This is a genomic window from Phycicoccus avicenniae, from assembly GCF_018139485.1.
Lineage (GTDB): Bacteria > Actinomycetota > Actinomycetes > Actinomycetales > Dermatophilaceae > Phycicoccus > Phycicoccus avicenniae.
Window position 1 is genome coordinate 123545 of the sequence record NZ_JAGSNF010000017.1, and the last position, 18249, is coordinate 141793.

The following is an 18249-nucleotide window of genomic DNA, read 5'->3' on the forward strand; positions in this document are numbered from 1 at the left end:
GGGCGGTGTCCCGGCGAACACCCCTCCGTCCGTCGGCCGAAAGGTGAGGTGAATGGGCGACTTCTTCAGCAACTACGACATCCTCGGCGCCTTCTGGGTGACCGTGCAGCTGTCCGTGCTCTCCGCCATCGGGGCGCTCGTCATCGGGACCGTCGTCGCGGTCCTGCGGATCTCCCCCGTCGGCGTGCTGCGACTCATCGGGTCGCTCTACGTCAACCTCATCCGCAACACCCCGCTGACCCTGCTCATGGTCTCGAGCATCCTCGGCCTGACGTTCATCCTCGGCCTGCAGATCTCGGAGCAGAACACCCGTAACGCCTACTGGTGGGCCGTCATCATGCTGTCGGTCTACCACGCCGCCTTCGTCTGCGAGGCGATCCGCAGCGGCGTCAACACCATCCCGGCCGGGCAGGCCGAGGCCGCCCGCAGCATCGGGCTGACCTTCGGGCAGTCGATGCGCGAGGTGCTCCTCCCCCAGGCCTTCCGCGGCGCCATCGCCCCGCTGGGTTCGACGCTCATCGCGCTCATCAAGAACACGACCGTCGCGGCCGTCATCCTCGGCACGGCCGAGGCGGCGGGCCTGCTCGCGCAGATCACCGAGAACGAGGGCGCGAGCCTGCCGCTGTTCTTCGTGTTCGCGCTGGGCTTCGTCGTCCTCACCCTGCCGATCGGCATCGGCATCACCAACCTCTCCCGACGTCTGGCGGTGAAGCGATGAGTGCCGAGAACGTCCTCTTCGACGCACCGGGCCCGCGCGCCCGGCTGCGCCACAACATCCTCACCGTCGTCGGCGTCGTCCTCCTCGCCGCGATCCTCTGGGTGGTCTACCGGCGGATGGCGGAGGCCAACCAGCTCGAGCCCTACCTCTGGCAGCCGTACGTCACCGACGCCGCGGTGTGGACCTCGTACATCCTCCCCGGGCTCCAGGCGACCCTCGAGGCCGCCGCCATCTCGATGGTCCTCGCCGGCGTGTACGGCCTCGTCTTCGGGATGGGCCGGCTCTCCGAGCACCGCCCGATCCGCTGGGTCAGCAGCGTCGTCGTCGAGTTCTTCCGCTCGGTCCCCGTGCTGCTCATGATGGTCTTCTTCTTCTACGGGTACTTCGCCCGGGCGGACTGGCTCTCGAGCACGATGGCGCCGCTCGCCGCCGTCGTCCTCGGGCTCACGCTGTACAACGGCTCGGTCATCGCCGAGCTCGTCCGCTCCGGCGTCCACTCGCTGCCGAAGGGCCAGGCCGAGGCGGGCCTGTCGATCGGGCTCACCCCGACGCAGACCCTGCGCTCGATCCAGCTGCCGCAGGCACTGCGGGCGATGCTCCCGGCGCTCATCGGCCAGCTCGTCGTCGTCCTCAAGGACACCGCGCTCGGCACCGTCGTGCTCTACCCCGAGCTGCTCACCCAGGGCGGGCGGACGCTCGGGTCGGCGTACGGCAACGTCATCCCGGCGTACATCGTCGTGGCGGTCATCTTCATCGTCATCAACTACGCCCTCACCGTCGTCGCGGGTCGGGTCGAGTCGCGGATGAAGCGCAAGCGCCGCTCCGCCGGTGGCCCGCAGACGAACGCGATGCCGGGCGCCCCCGGCGGCGAGGGCACGATGGAGTCCTCCGGCGTCGGCGGCGACAACGTCCAGAACATCGACGCCACGAGCCGGTAGTCCCGGCGCACGACGAAGGGCCCGGACCCCACGGTCCGGGCCCTTCGCGAGCCCTCACCGGGTCACGGTGATGACGGCCTTCCCGACGAGGTCGCCGCTCTCCATCGCCGTCAGGGCCTCGGACACGTCCTCGAGCGCGAACCGGCGCCCGAGGGCGGGCGTGACCGCGCCCGTCACGAGGTGCTCGGCGAGGGACTCGAGGAGGTCGCGCGACTCACTGCTCACGAAGAAGGTGAGCCGCTGCCGGACGAAGGGTGACATGAGGGCCGCCAGGACCTGGCGACCGATGCCGCCGGTGAGGTCGTCACCGCCCTCGCCGCCGACGATGACGAGGGTGCCCGTCGGGGTGAGCGCCCGCCGGATGCGGGAGATCGGGTTCCGGCCGCCGGTGTCGATGACGTGGTCGGCGCCGAGGCCGCGGACGACCTCGAGCTTGCGGGTGCCGGCGACCCCCGTGACGGTGGCCCCGCGCGCCTTGGCCAGCTGCACCGCGAACGAGCCCACCCCGCCGGAGGCCCCGATGACGAGAACGTGCTGTCCGGCCTCGAGGCGACCGACGGTCAACGCCTGGAGGGCCGTGATGCCCGAGATCGCCGAGACCGCGGCCTGCTCGACGGTGACGTTCTCGGGCGTGAGCACGAGCTTCGACTCCTTCGCCACGGCGAGCTCGGCGAAGGTCCCCGTCCCGATGCCGAACACGGAGTCGCCGACGGCGAAGCGGGTGACGTCGGCGCCGACCCCGACGACGCGACCGGCGACGTCCATACCGAGCACCGGGTCCTTGGGCCGGCGGACGCCGAACCCCATGAGCCGCATCACGTAGGGCTTGCCCGTCATCACGTGCCAGACCCCGCGGTCGAGGCCGGCCGCCGCCACCTCGACGAGGACCTCGTCGGGGCCGGGGGTGGGCCGCGCGACGGCCGTGACCTCGAGCGCGTCGGTCGACCCGTAGGTGCGGCGGGTGGCGGCGCGCATCGTCGTGCTGCCGGAGGTCCCGAGGGGCCGGTCGTCGAGGGTGTGCACCGTGTGTCACGGACCACGTCCTCGTCCCGCTCGGCATGGAGCACAGCTTCGTGTCGGACGGGGAGGTCCACGAGGCGATGGCCACCGGGCACCTCCCCTGGTTCTTCACCAAGCGGCCGATGCCGGAGAACGCCACGACGCGGGGGACCGCCCCTCAGGGCGGGATCGTCGCCGGCGTCACCGACCTCGCCCACTACCTCGCGGTGCAGATGAACGGCCGCGACGACGTGCTCAGCGCCGACGGCAAGCGCGCGATGATGCGGCCGGCCGGTGCCGCGTCGCCCTTCTACGGGTTCGGGTGGTTCGTCGACACCGAGGCCGGCACCGTGTGGCACACGGGGACGAGCCCGGGGTTCGAGGCCACGGCGACGATGCTCCCCGCCCAGGGCAAGGCCGTCGTCGTGCTCGTCAACGGGGGCAGCGGGGTCGGGTTCGGCGAGACCGCCCCGCTCCGCGACGCGATCACCGCCCGGGCGCTGGGGCTCGACGACGCGAGCAGCGGGTCCCGGCTTCCCCAGAAGGCCCTTTTCCTCGGCCTCCTGCTGCTCCCCGCCCTGTACCTCCTCGCCACGGTGTGGGCATGGCACCGCCGCGCGACGATCCGGGCCAAGTCAGGCTGGTTCGGCCTCTTCAGCCTGTGGTTCCCGTTGCTCACGACCGGCGTGGCGGCCTGGGTGGTGCTGAGCCTCGCCCCGACCCTCATCGGCTCGCCCCTCGGCACGATCTCGCGGTTCCAGCCCGACCTCGGCGTGGCCCTCACCGCGACCGCCGTCACGGGAGTCCTCTGGGCGCTCGGCCGGCTCGTCGTGGCCTACACCGGCGACGGGCGACCCCGTCTCCGCGCCTCGACGCCGGCCGGTCCGGCGTCCCCTCCGGGCCCTGGCGGCGTGTGACAGCGCCAGGGCCCCGCTGCCCGCATGACGACCTCGGAAGGCCGTCGACCTCGGGGGATGCGAAAGGCCCCCGACGCTGCGTCTGCGCAGGTCAGGGGCCTTGTCCGGCTCCCCCGGTTGGACTCGAACCAACAACCCTCCGGTTAACAGCCGAATGCTCTGCCAGTTGAGCTACAGGGGAAGGGCCACCACGGGATCGCCGCGGCAGCGGAGCCACGATAGCAACAGCGAGGGCAACCGACGAAATCGGCCCACCGGCGTGCCGAGCACGACCGAGGTCAGTCGAGACCGGCCTGCTCCCGCACCCCGTCGAGGGCCGCGCGCACCTGGACGGCGACCTCCGGGTCGCTCGCGCTGACGCCCTTGCCGAGGACCGCCTGGGACAGCAGCCGCCCGCTCGAGAGCTCACGCCGGACGACGACCCGGGCGGTGCGCTTCTCGCCCAGGTCGACGGTCTCTGCGAGGACGACGGACGCCTGGACCCGCTCGCGGATCGTCTCCGGCAGCATCCCGGGCTCCTCGGGTCCGACCCGCAGCGGGGGCTCCCGGTCGACCCACGTGACCCGCAGGACGCCCTGCTCGCTCCACGACCCGGAGTCGACGAGGTGCCACGGCCGGGAGCGCGTGACGACCGGGGCGTCCCCGTCCCGGGCCTCGAGGAGGTACAGCCGGTGGCGCCCCGCGACGAGCGTCGTGCCGTCGGGGGTCGACCCCCACGCGAGCAGCCGCTCCCCATCGGTCGGCGCGACGGCGGCGGCCACCTCGTCGGCGACGGTCGGCCGGCGCAGCCCGGTCCAGCGGAGCCTCACGTCATGGCCTCCTGTCGGAGTCGGACGCGCTCGAGCTCGAGCGCGTGCAGGGCGGTCGTGCGGTCCCGGAGCGAGGCGTCGCCGGCGTCCGGGTCGTTCTGCGCGCGGCGGAGCGAGGCCATCGCGTCGGAGATGCGGCGGCCGAGGTCGGCGTCGCGGACCCCGAGCACGAGCGAGCCGAGGTAGCGCCGCGGGGGCAGACCGGTCGTCGGGTCGTAGCGCACCGGCAGCGGCGCGACGGACAGCTCGGCGACGAGCGGCTTGACCGGGACCGACACCGCCTCGCCGACGGCGGCGACCCAGGCGGCGGTCGACGCCGCCCGGTGCCCCCGGTCGGCGGCCGCCCGGACGCCCTCGAGGACGAGCCGGTGCGCCGGCGCGGACAGCGCCGCCGGCTCCAGGGCCTCGAGGGTCGCGTCCGCGAACATCTGCGGGTACTGGACGAGGGCCTGGAGCAGCTGGCGCTCGGCGGCGACGACGGGGTCGCGCAGGTCGGGCCGCGGCATCGGCGCCGACTCCCCCGGGCCCGGCTCGGGGACCTCGTCGGTGTCGGCGGGCGAGGGCCGGCGCTCGGGGCCGTCGTCCGGAGCCGGCAGCCTCGGGGCGCGGCGGACCTCGTCGGCGAGCTGCTCGACCTCGATCCCGAGCCAGCCCGAGACGGTGCGGGTGTACTCCGGCCGAAGGCTCGTGTCGCGGATCGAGGCGATGATCGGCGCGACGGCCTTCATCGCCTGCACCCGGCCCTCGGCGGTGTCGAGGTCGAAGCGGCGGATCGTCGTGCGGACGGCGAACTCGAACATCGGGACCGCGTCGTCGACGAGCCCGCGGACCTCGGCGTCGCCCTTGGCGAGCCGCAGGTCGCACGGGTCCATCCCGTCCGGCGCGACGGCGACGAACGACTGCGCCGCCCACCGCTGGTCCTCGCGGAACGCCTTCATCGCCGCCTTCTGGCCGGCCGCGTCACCGTCGAAGGTGAAGACGACCCGGGCCGGGGCCCCCTCGGCCTCGTCCCGGATGATCCGGCGCAGGATCTTGATGTGGTCGACGCCGAACGCCGTCCCGCACGTCGCGACCGCGCTCTCGACCCCGGCGAGATGGGCGGCCATGACGTCGGTGTACCCCTCGACGACGACGGCCCGTCGGTCGCCGGAGATGGCCTTCTTCGCGAGGTCGAGGCCGTAGAGGACGGAGGCCTTCTTGTAGATGGGGGTCTCGGACGTGTTGAGGTACTTCGCCTGGATGCGGTCCTCGTCGAAGAGCCGGCGCGCCCCGAACCCCACGGTGTCGCCGGTGATGTCCCGGATCGGCCACACGAGCCGCCCCCGGAACCGGTCGTAGAGCCCCCGGCCCCGCCCCGAGAGCCCGCCGGTCGTCAGCTCGTCGTCGGTGAACCCGCGCTCGAGCAGGTGCCGCGTGAGGGCGTCACCGTCGGCCGGCGCGAAGCCGACGCCGAACCGCTCCACGGCCGCGGAGTCGAAGCCCCGCTCGCGGAGGAAGTCCCGGCCCTTGCGGGCGTCCCCGCGCCCGCGGTCCAGCAGCGTCGCGGTGTAGAACTCCTCGGCGACGCGGTGCGCCTCGAGCAGCCGCGAGCGCTTGCCGAGGGAGGCTCCCCCGTCGCGGGGGCCGCCGCCCTCCTCGTACCGCAGCTCCATGCCGACCTTGGCGGCGAGCCGCTCGACGGACTCGGTGAAGGTGAGGTGCTCGACCTTCTGGACGAAGTCGAGGACGTCGCCCCCCTCACCGCACCCGAAGCAGTGGTAGGTGCCGACGGCCGGACGGATCGTGAAGCTCGGGGTCTTCTCGTCATGGAACGGGCACAGCCCCTTGAGGGAGCCCACACCGGCCGAGCGCAGCGTCACGTGCTCGCGCACGACGTCCTCGATGGACGAGCGCTCCTTGACCGTCGTGATGTCCTCGGCCCTGATCCGACCCGGCACCCGCACCTCCCGTTCGTCGGTCAGAGTCTAGGTCGTCGCGCCGTCAGGCCGAGGGGCGGCGGCACCAGCGGCGGTGCAGCTCCATGGCCCGGACGTCGGTGAGCGAGGCGACCTGGTCGACGACGACGCGCAGCGCGGCCGCGTCGTCCCCGGCGGCGTCCAGGTCGGCCCGCAGGGAGGGGTCGAGGCGGTCGGCGTCGTCCTGGAAGGCGGCGGCGAGCTCGACGAGCAGCTCCCGCTGGCGCTCGTAGACGGCGACCCGCTCGGCGGCGAGCATCACGTGGTGCGCCGCGACGGCCTTGAGGACGACGGTCTCGGCCCGGGCCTCGTCGGGGACCACGAGGGAGGCCTCGTGGCGCACGAGCGGCCCGTCGCCGTGCGCCTCCCGCGTCGCGACCTCGACGGCGGTCGCGAAGCGGCCGATGAGCCGGGAGGTCATGTCCTTGAGTGCGGCGAGCGCCCGGCGGTCGCCGTCGTGCTCGCGCGGCACCGCGCCCGACGCGAGCACCCGGTCGAGCGCGGCCGCGAGGTCGTCGGGCCCGAGGTCGGACTCGTAGACGCGCGCCGCGACGTCGAGCACGGCCTCGACGTCCGCCGGGTCGCGCAGCGCCCGCGGGTCGAGCCACCCGGAGGCGATGGCGTCCTCGACGTCGTGGACGGAGTAGGCGACGTCGTCGGACCAGTCCATGACCTCGGCCTCGAAGGACCGGACGCCCTCGGGCGCGCCGTCCCGGAGCCAGGCGAAGACGTCGAGGTCGTCCTCGTAGACCCCGAACTTCGTCGTCGGGACGGGGCCGCCGCCACGCCGCCACGGGTACTTCGTCGCGGCGTCGAGGCTGGCCCGGGTGAGGTTGAGGCCCGCCGGGCGGCCGTCGGCGTGGACCCGCTTCGGCTCGAGGCGGGTGAGCAGGCGAAGGGTCTGGGCGTTGCCCTCGAACCCGCCGACCGACGCGGCGACGGCGTCGAGCGCGACCTCGCCGTTGTGCCCGAAGGGCGGGTGTCCGAGGTCGTGCGCCAGGCAGGCGGTGTCGACGACGTCGGCGCTGCACCCGAGCGCACCGCCGAGCTCCCGCCCGATCTGGGCGACCTCGAGGGAGTGGGTGAGCCGGTTGCGGACGAAGTCGTCGCTGCCGGGGGCGACGACCTGGGTCTTCGCCGAGAGCCGGCGCAGGCTCGCCGAGTGCAGCAGCCGGGCCCGGTCGCGGGCGAAGTCGTCGCGGTCGGACCGCTTCTGGGCCGGGTCCTCGGAGACCCATCGCTCGCGGTCGTGGGCGGCGTACGTCACGCCGGCGAGCCTACGGGGCCGATCCCCTCGCGGCGTCGGCGGCGGCCGCCGCGCGGGTGACCCAGGTGGGCGGTGTGCCGTACCGCTGGAAGGGGACGAGCCGCCCGGCGGCGCTGTCGGCGACGAGCTGGGCGAGCCGCCGGTCCCGGGTGACCTGCTGCTTGGCGCTGCCGACCCAGTGCGTGACGATCCGCCGGTAGCTGGGGGTGGCGGCGTCCCAGAAGGCGGCGGCCGCAGGGTCGGCCCGCACCAGGGCCTCGTGCTCCGGCGAGAGGTCCATGACGGGCTGCTCGAAGGACGCCTGGGCGGTCCGGTCCTCCCGGCGCTCGGCGAAGGCGGCGAGGCCGCTGGGCTGCATCCGCCCGGCGGCGACGAGCTCCTCGACGGCCCGGACGTTGACGGCGCTCCAGTGGCTGCCCCGACGGCGGGGGGTCCACCGCTGGCGACGGGCCTCGTCGTCGACCCGCTCGGCGCGGGAGTCGATCCACCCCCAGCAGAGGGCCTCGCGGACCGCCTCGGCCCACGTGATGCCGCCGCGCCCGGACGCCTTCTTGTACAGCCCCATCCACAGCTCGTCGGCCGTGTCGTGGTGCGCCTCGAGCCAGCGGCCGAACTCCGCCGCGTCGGCGAAGAACACCGCCGGCCGGTCCGCCGTCCCGCCGGGAGTCCCGATCCGCTCGCTCACGTGCCCCAGCATCGCGCACCCCACCGACAGCGGGGCGGCCAACCGGTGCTGACACCCCGGTACACCGCCCCGGGCGCCGCGCTGTGGAGAACCTCGCGGTCGGAGAGCGGTCGTCCGCCATGCTCCCGACCATGGACCTCGACCGCCTCGTCGCCGCGCAGCACGGCGTCGTCACGACACGGCAGGCCCTCGACGCCGGTCTGTCCGAGGACGCGCTGCGGTGGCGGGTCGAGTCCGGCAGGTGGTCGCGCCTCGGGCGAGGGGTCTACCTGACCCGGTCCGGGCCCCAGGACTGGTTCTCCCGCGCCCACGCGGTCGTCCTGCGAGCAGGTCCGGGAGCGGCGCTCGCCCTCGGCGCGGCGGAGTACCTGCACGGTGTCAGCGCTCGCCCTCCGGCCGTCATCACCCTGTGGGTGCCGCGCGACCGGCGGATGACCCGGCTCCCGGGGACCCGGGTCGCACGACGGCGCGTCCTGCACACGGAGCAGCGCCGCGGACTGCCGGTGACGTCGGCCGTCGGGACGGTGCTCGACCTCGCCGACGCACCGGGCGTCGGCGCCCGCGAAGCCGTGGCGATCGCGGCGCGATGGGCGCAGTGCCGTCGGGTCACGGCCGACGAGGTGGCGACCGCCCTCCACACGCGTCCGCGCCATCGCCACCGTGGAGCGCTGATGCTCGCCCTCGGGGTCGTCGCCGAGGGGGCCGAGAGCGTGCTCGAGGTCGGCTTCGTCCGCGGCGTCGAACGTCGGCACGGTCTCCCGACGGCGCGGCTCCAGGTCCCCGCCGGATCCGACGGGCACCGGCTGCGTCGCGACGCCGAGTACGTCGGCTACGGAGTGGTCGTCGAGCTCGACGGACGCCTCGGGCACGAGGGTGAGTTCGTCGCGGTCGACCGCCGCCGGGACCGGTCGACGGCCCGGTCCGGACGGATCACGCTGCGGGCGGGCTGGGTGGACGTCGACCAGGAGCCCTGCGAGCTCGCCGTCGACATCCACGAGACGCTGCGCTCCCGGGGCTGGAGCGGACGTGGGCGTCGCTGCGGTCCTCGGTGCCCGATGCGCCACGTCCTCGGCTCCGCCGCCTGACGCCGTCGGGGTGGTGAACCGGCGTCATCACCCCGGTTCGCCACCCCGGCAGGACGGGTCAGCCGCCGGAGACCGAGAGCTCGGCCTGGGCGACCTGTTCGCGCTGGACGGCGTCGAGCTCGCGGCCGCGCAGCCAGTTCTCGGGCAGCGCCACGACCCGGGGCGAGCCGGCACGACCGCGCGGTCCCTCGGCCGGCTCCCCCGGCCAGGGCGCGTCGAGGTCCATCCCGGCGATCAGCGCGTCCAGCGCCTCGAGCGAGTCGACGAGCGCGAGCCGGTTGCGGACCGTCGACCCCGCAGGGAACCCCTTGAGGTACCAGGCGATGTGCTTGCGGATCTCACGGCAGCCACGCTGCTCGTCCTCGAAGAAGTCGACGAGGTACTCGGCGTGCCGGCGCAGCACGTCAGTCACCTCGCGCAGCCCCGGGCGCACCCGCTCCTCCGACCCGGCGAACGCCGCGGCGAGGTCGGTGAACAGCCACGGCCGGCCGAGGCAGCCACGACCGACGACGACGCCGTCGCACCCGGTGTGGCGGACCATCGCGAGGGCGTCCTCGGCCGACCAGATGTCGCCGTTGCCGAGCACGGGGACGCTCGTCACGGCCTCCTTGAGCCGGGCGATCGCGTCCCAGTCGGCCTGCCCCGAGTACGCCTGGGCCGCGGTCCGGCCGTGCAGCGCGACGGCGGCGACGCCCTCGGCCTCGGCGATCCGCCCGGCGTCGAGGTAGGTGACGTGGTCCTCGTCGATGCCCACCCGCATCTTCACGGTGACCGGCACGTCGTACGGCGAGGCCTCCCGGACGACGGCGCGCACGATCGAGCGGAAGAGGTCGGTCTTCCACGGCAGCGCCGCTCCCCCGCCCTTGCGGGTCACCTTGGGGACGGGGCAGCCGAAGTTGAGGTCGATGTGGTCGGCCCGGTCCTCGGTGACGAGCATCCGGGCGGCGAGACCGGCGGTGGCGGGGTCGACCGAGTACAGCTGGACCGACCGGGGGAACTCCTCGGGGTCGTGCGAGATGAGCCGCATCGTCTCCGGGGTCCGCTCGACGAGCGCCCGCGAGGTCACCATCTCGGCGACGTAGAGGCTCGTCGCGCCGGAGGCCCCTCCGGCCTCGAGGCCCGCGGCGCCGTACCCGCGGCACAGCCGCCGGAAGGCCCGGTTCGTGATGCCCGCCATCGGGGCGAGCACGACGGGTGAGCCGATGACGTGCCGCCCGATGTGCAGCGGGGGCAGCACCGGGGTCGTCGTGGCGGTGGGGGCGGTCGTCGTCATGGCGCCGTCCATCATCCCGCGACCGGCGGCGACGCCGAAATCGGTGCACGCGTCGCGGCCACGAGCTCCCACAGCGCGGCCGCGGTGTCGTGCGGATGGCTCAGCGGGAAGACGTGCAGCGCCCGCGGCACGGACACCACCCGCACCCACGGCGCGGCCGCCGCGGCGCGGCGGAACCGTCCGACGTCGACCCGCAGCTGGTCGAGCTGGCCGTTGACGAGGAGCACGGGTGCGGTGACCTCGGCGAGCATCTCCGGTCGGCAGCGGGACATCACGTCCGCCCACGCCGTCCGCACCCCGCCGAAGCCGTAGCCGGCGTCCTTGACGGCCGCCGCGAGCTCGGGGGTGAGGAGGGCCTCGAACTCACGGTCCATCCCCCGGCTCATCCGCTCCACCCCGAGCCACCGCTGGGTGACGGCGAGGCCGCGGTAGACGAGCGCCCCCGGACCGGTCGGCACGCCGGACGCGCCGAGCAGCGCGAGCCCGGCGAGCCGCTGCGGGTGCGCCCCCGCCCACGCCATCGCGAGGTAGCCGCCGAGGCTGTGCCCGGCGAGGACGACGGGCCTGCCGTCGTCACCCACCGCCTCGTCGACCGTCGCCAGCGCCGACTCCCACGAGAAGGGCTCGTCCCGCCGCCGACCGTGAGCGGGCAGGTCCGGGGCGACGACCTCGACGCCCGGACCGAGCAGCGCGGGGTAGGGCGACCACACGGCGTGGTTGACCTGGGAGCCGTGGAGCAGGACCAGCCGGACGCGTTCGGGCACCCGGCCATCCTCCCCCAGCAGCCGGACCCGGTGGTTGGATGGCCCCGTGCCCGCCCTCATCACCGCCGACGAGCTCGCCGCCGCGATCGAGCGCCGCGCCGTGCGCGTCGTCGACGTCCAGTACGCCCTCGGCGGACCGCCCGGGGCCCGGCTGTACGCCGAGGGCCACGTCCCCGGGGCGCCCTTCCTCGACCTCGAGACGGCGCTCGCCGGGGCACCCGGCTCCGGTGGGCGGCACCCCCTGCCGGACCCCGGCGCCCTCCAGGACGCCCTGCGCGCGTGCGGCCTCGGCGACGAGGACGAGGTCGTGGTGTACGACCAACGCACCTCGCTGTCGGCCTCGCGGGCCTGGTGGGTGCTGCGCTGGGCCGGGCACCCCGGCGTCCGGGTGCTCGACGGCGGGCTCGCCGCCTGGGCCCGGGCGGGTCGTCCCGTGAGCACCGAGCCGGTCACCCCCTCCCCGGGCGACCTCACGGTGCGGCCGGGGTCGGTGCCCGTCCTCGACGCGAACGGCGCCGCGACGATGGCCCGGGCGGGTGTCCTGCTCGACGTCCGCACGCCGGAGCGCTACCGCGGGGACCACGAGCCGGTCGACCACACCGCCGGGCACGTGCCCGGGGCGGTGAACCTGCCGATGGCCGACCTCCTCCACGAGGACGGCACCTTCCTGCCCCCGGAACGGATCCGCGAGGTCCTCGCCCGGGTCGGCGTCGGCCGCGACACCCCCGTCGGCACGACGTGCGGGTCCGGCATCACCGCCGCGCAGATGGCGCTGGCGCTCCACCTCGTCCGGGTCGACGCCGTCCCGTACGTCGGCTCGTGGAGCGAGTGGATCGAGGACCCGGCGCGCCCGGTGGCCCTCGGCAAGGACCCCTGACCCGGCCCGTGGTTCCATCGGGGACATGGCCCCGCCCACGTCCCCGGAGCACCTCCCCGACGCGCCGGTCGTCGCGCTGACCCCCGCGGCCCACGCCGAGGCCTGCGCCCGCGACGGGGACGTCGAGGGGGCCGTCGAGGGCTTCCGGACCGCGTGGCCGGTCGTCGGCCGGGACCCGACCGCCCTGCTCGAGGTGGCGACGTGCCTGCGCGTCCTGGTCCTCCTCGGCAACACCGACCGGGCGCTCGACGCGCTGCTGCCGCGCCTCGCCCTCCTCCGGGACGCCCCGGACGGGGTCGACCGGGCGTGGTGCGTCACGACCGCGGCCTGGGTGCTGCGGCACGCCCTGCGGCTGGGCGTCGCGCCGGAGACGATCGACGGGGTCCCCACGCCCGACCTCGTCCGCGACCTCACCACGAGGGCCGACGACGCGGCCACGACCGACCGACGGACGCTCGACGCCGCGCACGCCGACGACCTCGTCCCGGCGGAGCCGACGCTGCCGCCGACCCGGATGCCGGCGGGTACCCCGCCCCCCGACCGCACCGTCCCGGTCCCCGCGGACCCGGCCGATCTCCCCGTCATCGCCGACCGGGTCCGGCGGGCCCGCGAGCAGGTCGACCCCACCGCCGAGCGGGCGGTCCGGGGCTGGCTGGAGGCCCGGGACGCCCTCCTCCCCCGCCTCTCGACCGCCGAGGAGTGGGCCGCGGCCGCCCGCCTCGAGCGGCTCGGGGCGCTGCTGCTCGACGACCCGGCGCGCGTCCTGGACCGGCTCGAGGACGCCGCCGCGGCGGCGGAGCGCGCGGGCGACGTCGTCGAGGCGGCGGCCGTCGAGGCCGAGCGGGCGACCGCGGCGGTCCGCCGCACCCTCCTCGAGGACGGCCCCGACGCGGCGGGCCCGGAGCGCGCGCGTGCGGTGACGGCGCTCGGCGTCCTCGAGGCGACGGGCGACGACGCCGCCACCGCGGACGCGCTCCGCTGGTACGCCCTCACGACCCGGCCGCCGGACGCCGCCGACCGTCTCCTGCACGCCGCGGCCCTCCACGAGCGGGCCGGGACCACGGCCCGGCGGGCGGTGTGCCTCCTCGACGCGGCGACCGCGCTCCTGCCCACCGACGAGGAGGTCGCCCGGGCGCTCGTCGAGGAGGCGGAGACCCTCGCCGCCGGGGTCCCGGCCGTCGCCGGTCAGGCGGCCGACCTCGCCGCCCGGGTCGCCCGCGCCCGGAACGACCTCGAGGCGGCCGAGGCCGCCCACGTCCGAGCACTCGAGGCCGCCCGCGGCCACGACCGGCTGCTCCTCGGCCCCCTGCTCGCGCTGTGCGACGTCCTCGTCGAGCGAGCCGCCTGGAGCCGCCTGGAGCCCCGCGCCGCCGACGCGCTCGCCATGGCCGTCCGGCTGCGCGACGGCACCTCCCTCGCCGCCGCGCAGCGTCACCTCGCCCTCGCCTACCTCGAGACGGAGCGCCCCGCCGAGGCGGCGGAGCTCCTCGAGGCGGCCCTGCCCGTCGTCACCCGGCGACTGCCGGCCCTCGTCGGGCCGACCGGCTGGGCGCTGGGGAACGCGCTCCTCGCCGACGCCGACCCCCGTCGCGCCGAGGCCGCCTTCGCCACCGCCGCCGCCGCCTTCGAGCGCGAGGGCAGGCTCGTCGAGGCCGGGCACTCGCGTCACCGGGCGGCCGTCGCCGCCTGGGAGGCCGACGACACCGACGCGGCCACCGCCCACGTCGAGCACGCCCTCATCGCGGCCCGGATGTCCGGGGCGGTCGAGGTCCTGCACCAGGCGTCGCTCGTGCGGGCCGCGGTCCGCGCCGCCACGGTCGGTCTCGACGTCGGGGTCGCCGAGCTCGACGAGGTGCTCCCGGCGGTGGCGCGGTTCGCCGCCGACCGCGGCGAGGAGGAGTTCGACGTCGAGGTCCACGAACCGGACGTGCTGCGGCAGGGCGCCCACCTGCTCGCCCGTGGCGGGCGTCCGGAGGAGGCCCTGGAGCGGCTGGCCCGCGCCGAGGCCCTCGTCGGCGCCGACTACGAGATCGTCCTGCGGGCCGAGCGCGGCGTCGTCCTCGTCGAGGCGGGTCGCGCCGATGAGGGGGTCCAGGTGCTGCGTGCGGTGCTGCCCGCCCTCGCCGGGGCCGGGTTGCACGACGAGCGGGTGGGCGTCGCCCAGGTCCTCGCGACCACGCTCGACGAGCTGGGGCGCCCCGAGGAGTCCGACGAGACCTGGGCGGCCTTCGGTCCCGACGCCTGAGCCGGTCTCAGAGCGTCCAGGCGCGGGTGAAGCCCGCGCCCGACGCCGCGGCGAGGGCGGCCTCGTCGGCCTCGGCCACCCGGTGCAGCCGTCCGCCGGGGACGTCCCACGCGAGGAGGCGGATGATCCGGGCCCCGGCCCCGGACGTACGGGCCTCGACGAGGACGACGCCCCCGGGTCCCCACCCCACCGGCCGGTAGGCCTCCGAGGACCCCGTCGTGGGCGCCGTCGCGAGCACCCGCGCCTCGGCCGCCCCGCCGGCGCGGACGGCCACGAGCCCCCGCGTGCGCCCGCCGGTGGCCGGGGACGGCTCGAGCCCTGCGGCGGAGCACGTCCAGCCGCCCACGGTCGACACCGACCGGCCGAGCACCTCGAGGCGCGGTCCGAGGACCGAGCGGAGGGAGATGAGGCGTCCGTCCTCCGAGAAGGTCCGCACCGTCGGACGGCCCGCCGGCGAGGTGATGTCGGCCCACCCCGGGTGGGCGGCGATGCCGGAGCGCCGCACCCTCCCGGAGCGCGTGTCCACGAGCCAGGTCGCCGTGGCGCTCGACGCGACGACGGTCCGGTCGTCCGCGGCCCAGCCCGCCGACTCGATCGTCTCCCCCTCGATCTCGAACCGCTGGGTGCGGCTGGAACGCACCTCGAGCAGGACGACGCCCCCCGGCTGGGGGAAGACCACCCGGTGGCGTCCGGAGTCGACGGCGCGGGGCCCGAGGGCGATCCCCTCCGCGTCCGGCACGGTCCCGAGCGGTCGCAGGGGGGCCATGCCGACGCGTTGGGCGCGCGAGGAGATGCGGGGGATGAAGAGTGCGGGCGTCAGGGCCCCGGGGCGGGAGCGGACGAGGTAGACGGCCCGCACCGAGGACGAGGTCCCCGCCGGGCTCAGCATGTCCAGGGGTCGGTCGGCGTCCGGCCACAGCCGTCGCGGCAGGGCGAGCTGGTCGGCGAGCGGGTAGCGAGGGAGCGCGTCGAGGCCGTCGGCGTCCGGGGCCAGGTGGACCCGGACGCCGTCCGCCACGACCGCCCGGAGCCGGCCGTCGGGAGCGGCGGAGGTCACCGCGTCCGCGGACGAGGGGTCAGGCCGGCCGGTGACCACGGCGGCGGCGGTGCTCGCCCCGACCGCGAGGACCGCACCGACGGCGGTGCGTCGTCGCACCGTCCTGCGCCGGGACCGGGCGGCGTCCTCCGCGAGCGGGCCGAGGTCGCGCTCGACCACCCCGTCCGCGAGGAGGTCGAGGAGGTCCCGCGCGGCGGCGTCGCCGGGCCCGGTCGGTGGGGTCGACCGGGGGCCGACGGTCGCGAGCGCCCGACGGACCCGGTCGACGTCGGCGAGCACCTCCTCCGGGGAGCACCGCAGGACGTGCGCCGTCCCTGCGGCGTCCCGGTCCTCGAGCCACCACGACACCGCCGCGGCCCGTGCCCTCGGCGGCACCGTGGCGAGCGCCCGTGCGACGGCCGCCGACCGGTCGTCACCGGACGGGACGTCGGCGCCGGGAGGGACGTGCGGTCCGGTCGCGGCCGGCCCCTCGGCGTCCTGCCCGTCCTGCGTGTCCCGCCTGTCCTCCCGGGCCTCGGCCGCGCGCACCGCCGACGGGTACAGCGCCGCCCGCAGGACGTGCTCCGGACCCTCCTCCCGCGCCTCGCGCCAGCGGAGGGCGAGGTCGGTCAGCGCCCGCAGCACGACCGCCTCGGCGAGGTCGGGGTCGAGGGTGACGAGGGCAGCTGCTCGCAGGGCCGGCCCCTGCCGGGCCCGGGCCACGTCGAGGAAGCCGGCGTCGTCGTCCCGCCGCCAGTCCGCGTCGCCGGCCATCGGGCCACCTCCTCACCGCCATCGTCGCACCGCGGGAGGCGTCCGGACAGAGCCGGCGCAGCGAGAGACGGGCCCGGCGGGAACGGGCGCCGCGGGCGGATCAGCGGATCAGGAGGTCAGCAGCCGACGAGCCGCTGCGCGAGGTACCCCTCGACCTGGCTCAGCGCGACCCGCTCCTGGCTCATCGTGTCGCGCTCGCGGACCGTCACCGCGTCGTCGTCGAGGGTGTCGAAGTCGACCGTGAGGCAGAACGGGGTGCCGATCTCGTCCTGACGCCGGTAGCGGCGTCCGATGGCGCCCGCGTCGTCGAAGTCGACGTTCCAGTGCGTGCGCAGCGTCGCCGCGAGGTCGCGCGCCTTCGGCGACAGGTCGGCGTTGCGCGACAGCGGCAGGACCGCGGCCTTCACCGGCGCGAGGCGCGGGTCGAGCTTGAGCAGGACGCGGGTGTCGACGCCGCCCTTGGTGTTCGGCGCCTCGTCCTCGGTGTAGGCGTCGACGAGGAACGTCATGAGGCTGCGGGAGAGCCCGGCCGCCGGCTCGATGACGTACGGGGTGTACTTCTCGCCCGATGCCTGGTCGAAGTAGACGAGGTCGGTGCCGGAGTGCTTCGAGTGGGTCGTGAGGTCGAAGTCGGTCCGGTTGGCGATGCCCTCCAGCTCACCCCACTCGCTCCCGGTGAACCCGAAGCGGTACTCGATGTCGACGGTGCGCTTGCTGTAGTGCGACAGCTTGTCCTGCGGGTGCTCGTAGTGCCGCAGGTTCTCGGGGTCGATGCCGAGGTCGGTGTACCAGCGGGTGCGCTCGTCGATCCAGTACTGGTGCCAGTCCTCGTCCTCGCCGGGCTTGACGAAGAACTCCATCTCCATCTGCTCGAACTCGCGGGTGCGGAAGATGAAGTTGCCCGGCGTGATCTCGTTGCGGAAGCTCTTGCCGGTCTGGGCGATGCCGAACGGCGGCTTGCGGCGGGAGGACTGCAGGACGTTGAGGAAGTTGACGAAGATGCCCTGGGCGGTCTCCGGACGCAGGTAGTGCAGCCCGGACTCGTCCTCGATGACCCCGAGGTAGGTCTTGAGCATCATGTTGAACTCCCGCGGCTCGGTCCACTGGCCGCGGGTGCCGCAGTTGGGGCAGGCGATGTCGGCGAGGGCGACGGAGTCGGGGTCGACCTCCTTGCCCTTCTTCGCCTCCTTGTCGGCGACGGCCTCCTGCATGTGGTCGACGCGGAAGCGCTTGTGGCAGGACTGGCACTCGGTGAGCGGGTCGGTGAACTCCCCGACGTGGCCCGAGGCGACCCAGGTCTGGCGGGGCAGGATGATCGAGGAGTCGAGGCCGACGACGTCCTCGCGGGCGGTGACCATCGCCTTCCACCACTGCCGCTTGATGTTCTCCTTGAGCTCCACACCGAGCGGGCCGTAGTCCCACGCCGCCCGCGTCCCGCCGTAGATCTCCCCGCAGGGGAAGACGAACCCCCGGCGCTTGCAGAGGGAGACCACGGTGTCGACGACGGAGGTGGGGGCTGCCATGCGCGCAAGGCTAGCCGTCGGGAGTGGCACGCTCGAAGCGGGTTCACGCGGCCCGTACGCTGGGGCACCGTGTCCAGCCTCCGTGAGTCGTTCGAGCGCGTGAGCCTCCCGGCGATCACCCGCCTCAGCGAGCTGCCCCGCGTCATCCCGTTCCTCGTCGTCATCGCCCTCGTCGTCGCCGGGGTCCTCCTCCCGCCGCCCGGCTGGCTGCTCCTCGGCGTCGTCGCCCTGCTCCTGGCGTGGATCCTCGCGCTCGCCTGGCCCCGGCTGTCCCGGGTCGAGAAGCTCATGCGGATCGCCGTCGTGGCCCTCATGGTGGCGCTGCTGCTCACCCAGGCGTTCCCCCGCGGCTGACCACCCCGGGCTCCCGGGCCCTCCGTCCGC

General features: G+C 75.2%; 16 protein-coding genes and 1 tRNA gene. 7 read left to right on the forward strand and 10 right to left on the reverse strand.

Annotated elements, in window-relative coordinates; translation table 11 throughout:
- Window positions 1-52: 52 nt before the first annotated feature.
- Window positions 53-718: an amino acid ABC transporter permease gene (locus tag KC207_RS12375; RefSeq protein ID WP_211603425.1), complete on the forward strand. Its 666-nt coding sequence runs from the start codon at window positions 53-55 to the stop codon at window positions 716-718.
- Complete coding sequence (locus KC207_RS12380) at window positions 715-1656, forward strand: amino acid ABC transporter permease (protein WP_211603427.1); 942 nt, start codon at window positions 715-717, stop codon at window positions 1654-1656. Before KC207_RS12375 ends, KC207_RS12380 begins: the two co-directional genes overlap by 4 nt.
- A 54-nt stretch (window positions 1657-1710) precedes the next feature.
- Here KC207_RS12380 and KC207_RS12385 read toward each other — a convergent pair whose 3' ends face one another.
- Window positions 1711-2679: an NAD(P)-dependent alcohol dehydrogenase gene (locus tag KC207_RS12385; protein ID WP_249138712.1), complete on the reverse strand. Its 969-nt coding sequence runs from the start codon at window positions 2677-2679 to the stop codon at window positions 1711-1713.
- Between the two features lie 50 nt (window positions 2680-2729).
- Between KC207_RS12385 and KC207_RS12390 the strand changes: the two genes are divergently transcribed.
- Complete coding sequence (locus KC207_RS12390) at window positions 2730-3572, forward strand: serine hydrolase (protein ID WP_249138713.1); 843 nt, start codon at window positions 2730-2732, stop codon at window positions 3570-3572.
- Between the two features lie 108 nt (window positions 3573-3680).
- On the opposite strand, the gene KC207_RS12395 is transcribed toward KC207_RS12390, so the two are convergent.
- The 5 genes from KC207_RS12395 to KC207_RS12415 all read right to left on the reverse strand — a co-directional run bounded on the left by KC207_RS12395 (window position 3681) and on the right by KC207_RS12415 (window position 8288).
- Window positions 3681-3753: transfer RNA gene (locus tag KC207_RS12395), tRNA-Asn, on the reverse strand.
- A 97-nt stretch (window positions 3754-3850) separates the two neighbouring features.
- Complete coding sequence (locus KC207_RS12400; RefSeq protein WP_211603431.1) at window positions 3851-4381, reverse strand: hypothetical protein; 531 nt, start codon at window positions 4379-4381, stop codon at window positions 3851-3853.
- A complete protein-coding gene (dnaG, locus tag KC207_RS12405) occupies window positions 4378-6318 on the reverse strand; it encodes a DNA primase (RefSeq protein ID WP_211603522.1) in 1941 nt (646 codons plus the stop codon). The genes KC207_RS12400 and dnaG overlap by 4 nt, the downstream gene beginning before the upstream one ends.
- Before the next feature lie 43 nt (window positions 6319-6361).
- Window positions 6362-7603 (reverse strand): deoxyguanosinetriphosphate triphosphohydrolase, encoded by a 1242-nt coding sequence (locus KC207_RS12410; RefSeq protein ID WP_211603433.1) that lies wholly within the window; start codon window positions 7601-7603, stop codon window positions 6362-6364.
- A 10-nt stretch (window positions 7604-7613) separates the two neighbouring features.
- Window positions 7614-8288 carry a YdeI/OmpD-associated family protein gene (locus KC207_RS12415; protein ID WP_249138714.1) on the reverse strand — a complete coding sequence of 225 codons (675 nt, stop codon included), beginning with the start codon at window positions 8286-8288 and terminating at the stop codon, window positions 7614-7616.
- A 131-nt stretch (window positions 8289-8419) separates the two neighbouring features.
- Between KC207_RS12415 and KC207_RS12420 the strand changes: the two genes are divergently transcribed.
- Window positions 8420-9373 carry a type IV toxin-antitoxin system AbiEi family antitoxin domain-containing protein gene (locus tag KC207_RS12420; RefSeq protein ID WP_211603437.1) on the forward strand — a complete coding sequence of 318 codons (954 nt, stop codon included), beginning with the start codon at window positions 8420-8422 and terminating at the stop codon, window positions 9371-9373.
- 58 nt (window positions 9374-9431) lie between these two features.
- On the opposite strand, the gene dusB is transcribed toward KC207_RS12420, so the two are convergent.
- A complete protein-coding gene (gene dusB / locus KC207_RS12425) occupies window positions 9432-10646 on the reverse strand; it encodes a tRNA dihydrouridine synthase DusB (RefSeq protein ID WP_211603440.1) in 1215 nt (404 codons plus the stop codon).
- An 11-nt stretch (window positions 10647-10657) separates the two neighbouring features.
- Window positions 10658-11410 carry an alpha/beta fold hydrolase gene (locus tag KC207_RS12430; protein WP_211603442.1) on the reverse strand — a complete coding sequence of 251 codons (753 nt, stop codon included), beginning with the start codon at window positions 11408-11410 and terminating at the stop codon, window positions 10658-10660.
- A 46-nt stretch (window positions 11411-11456) separates the two neighbouring features.
- Between KC207_RS12430 and KC207_RS12435 the strand changes: the two genes are divergently transcribed.
- Window positions 11457-12287, forward strand: coding sequence for a sulfurtransferase (locus KC207_RS12435; RefSeq protein ID WP_211603444.1), 831 nt, complete (start codon window positions 11457-11459; stop codon window positions 12285-12287).
- A gap of 25 nt (window positions 12288-12312) precedes the next feature.
- Window positions 12313-14532: a hypothetical protein gene (locus KC207_RS12440; protein ID WP_211603446.1), complete on the forward strand. Its 2220-nt coding sequence runs from the start codon at window positions 12313-12315 to the stop codon at window positions 14530-14532.
- 7 nt (window positions 14533-14539) lie between these two features.
- Here KC207_RS12440 and KC207_RS12445 read toward each other — a convergent pair whose 3' ends face one another.
- A complete protein-coding gene (locus KC207_RS12445) occupies window positions 14540-16342 on the reverse strand; it encodes a hypothetical protein (RefSeq protein WP_211603448.1) in 1803 nt (600 codons plus the stop codon).
- A gap of 116 nt (window positions 16343-16458) precedes the next feature.
- Window positions 16459-17865, reverse strand: a complete 1407-nt coding sequence (locus KC207_RS12450) for a glycine--tRNA ligase (RefSeq protein ID WP_211603451.1) — start codon at window positions 17863-17865, stop codon at window positions 16459-16461.
- Between the two features lie 69 nt (window positions 17866-17934).
- Here KC207_RS12450 and KC207_RS12455 point away from each other — a divergent pair, with 69 nt between their 5' ends.
- Window positions 17935-18219 (forward strand): DUF6703 family protein, encoded by a 285-nt coding sequence (locus KC207_RS12455; protein WP_211603453.1) that lies wholly within the window; start codon window positions 17935-17937, stop codon window positions 18217-18219.
- The last annotated feature ends 30 nt before the right edge of the window (window positions 18220-18249 follow it).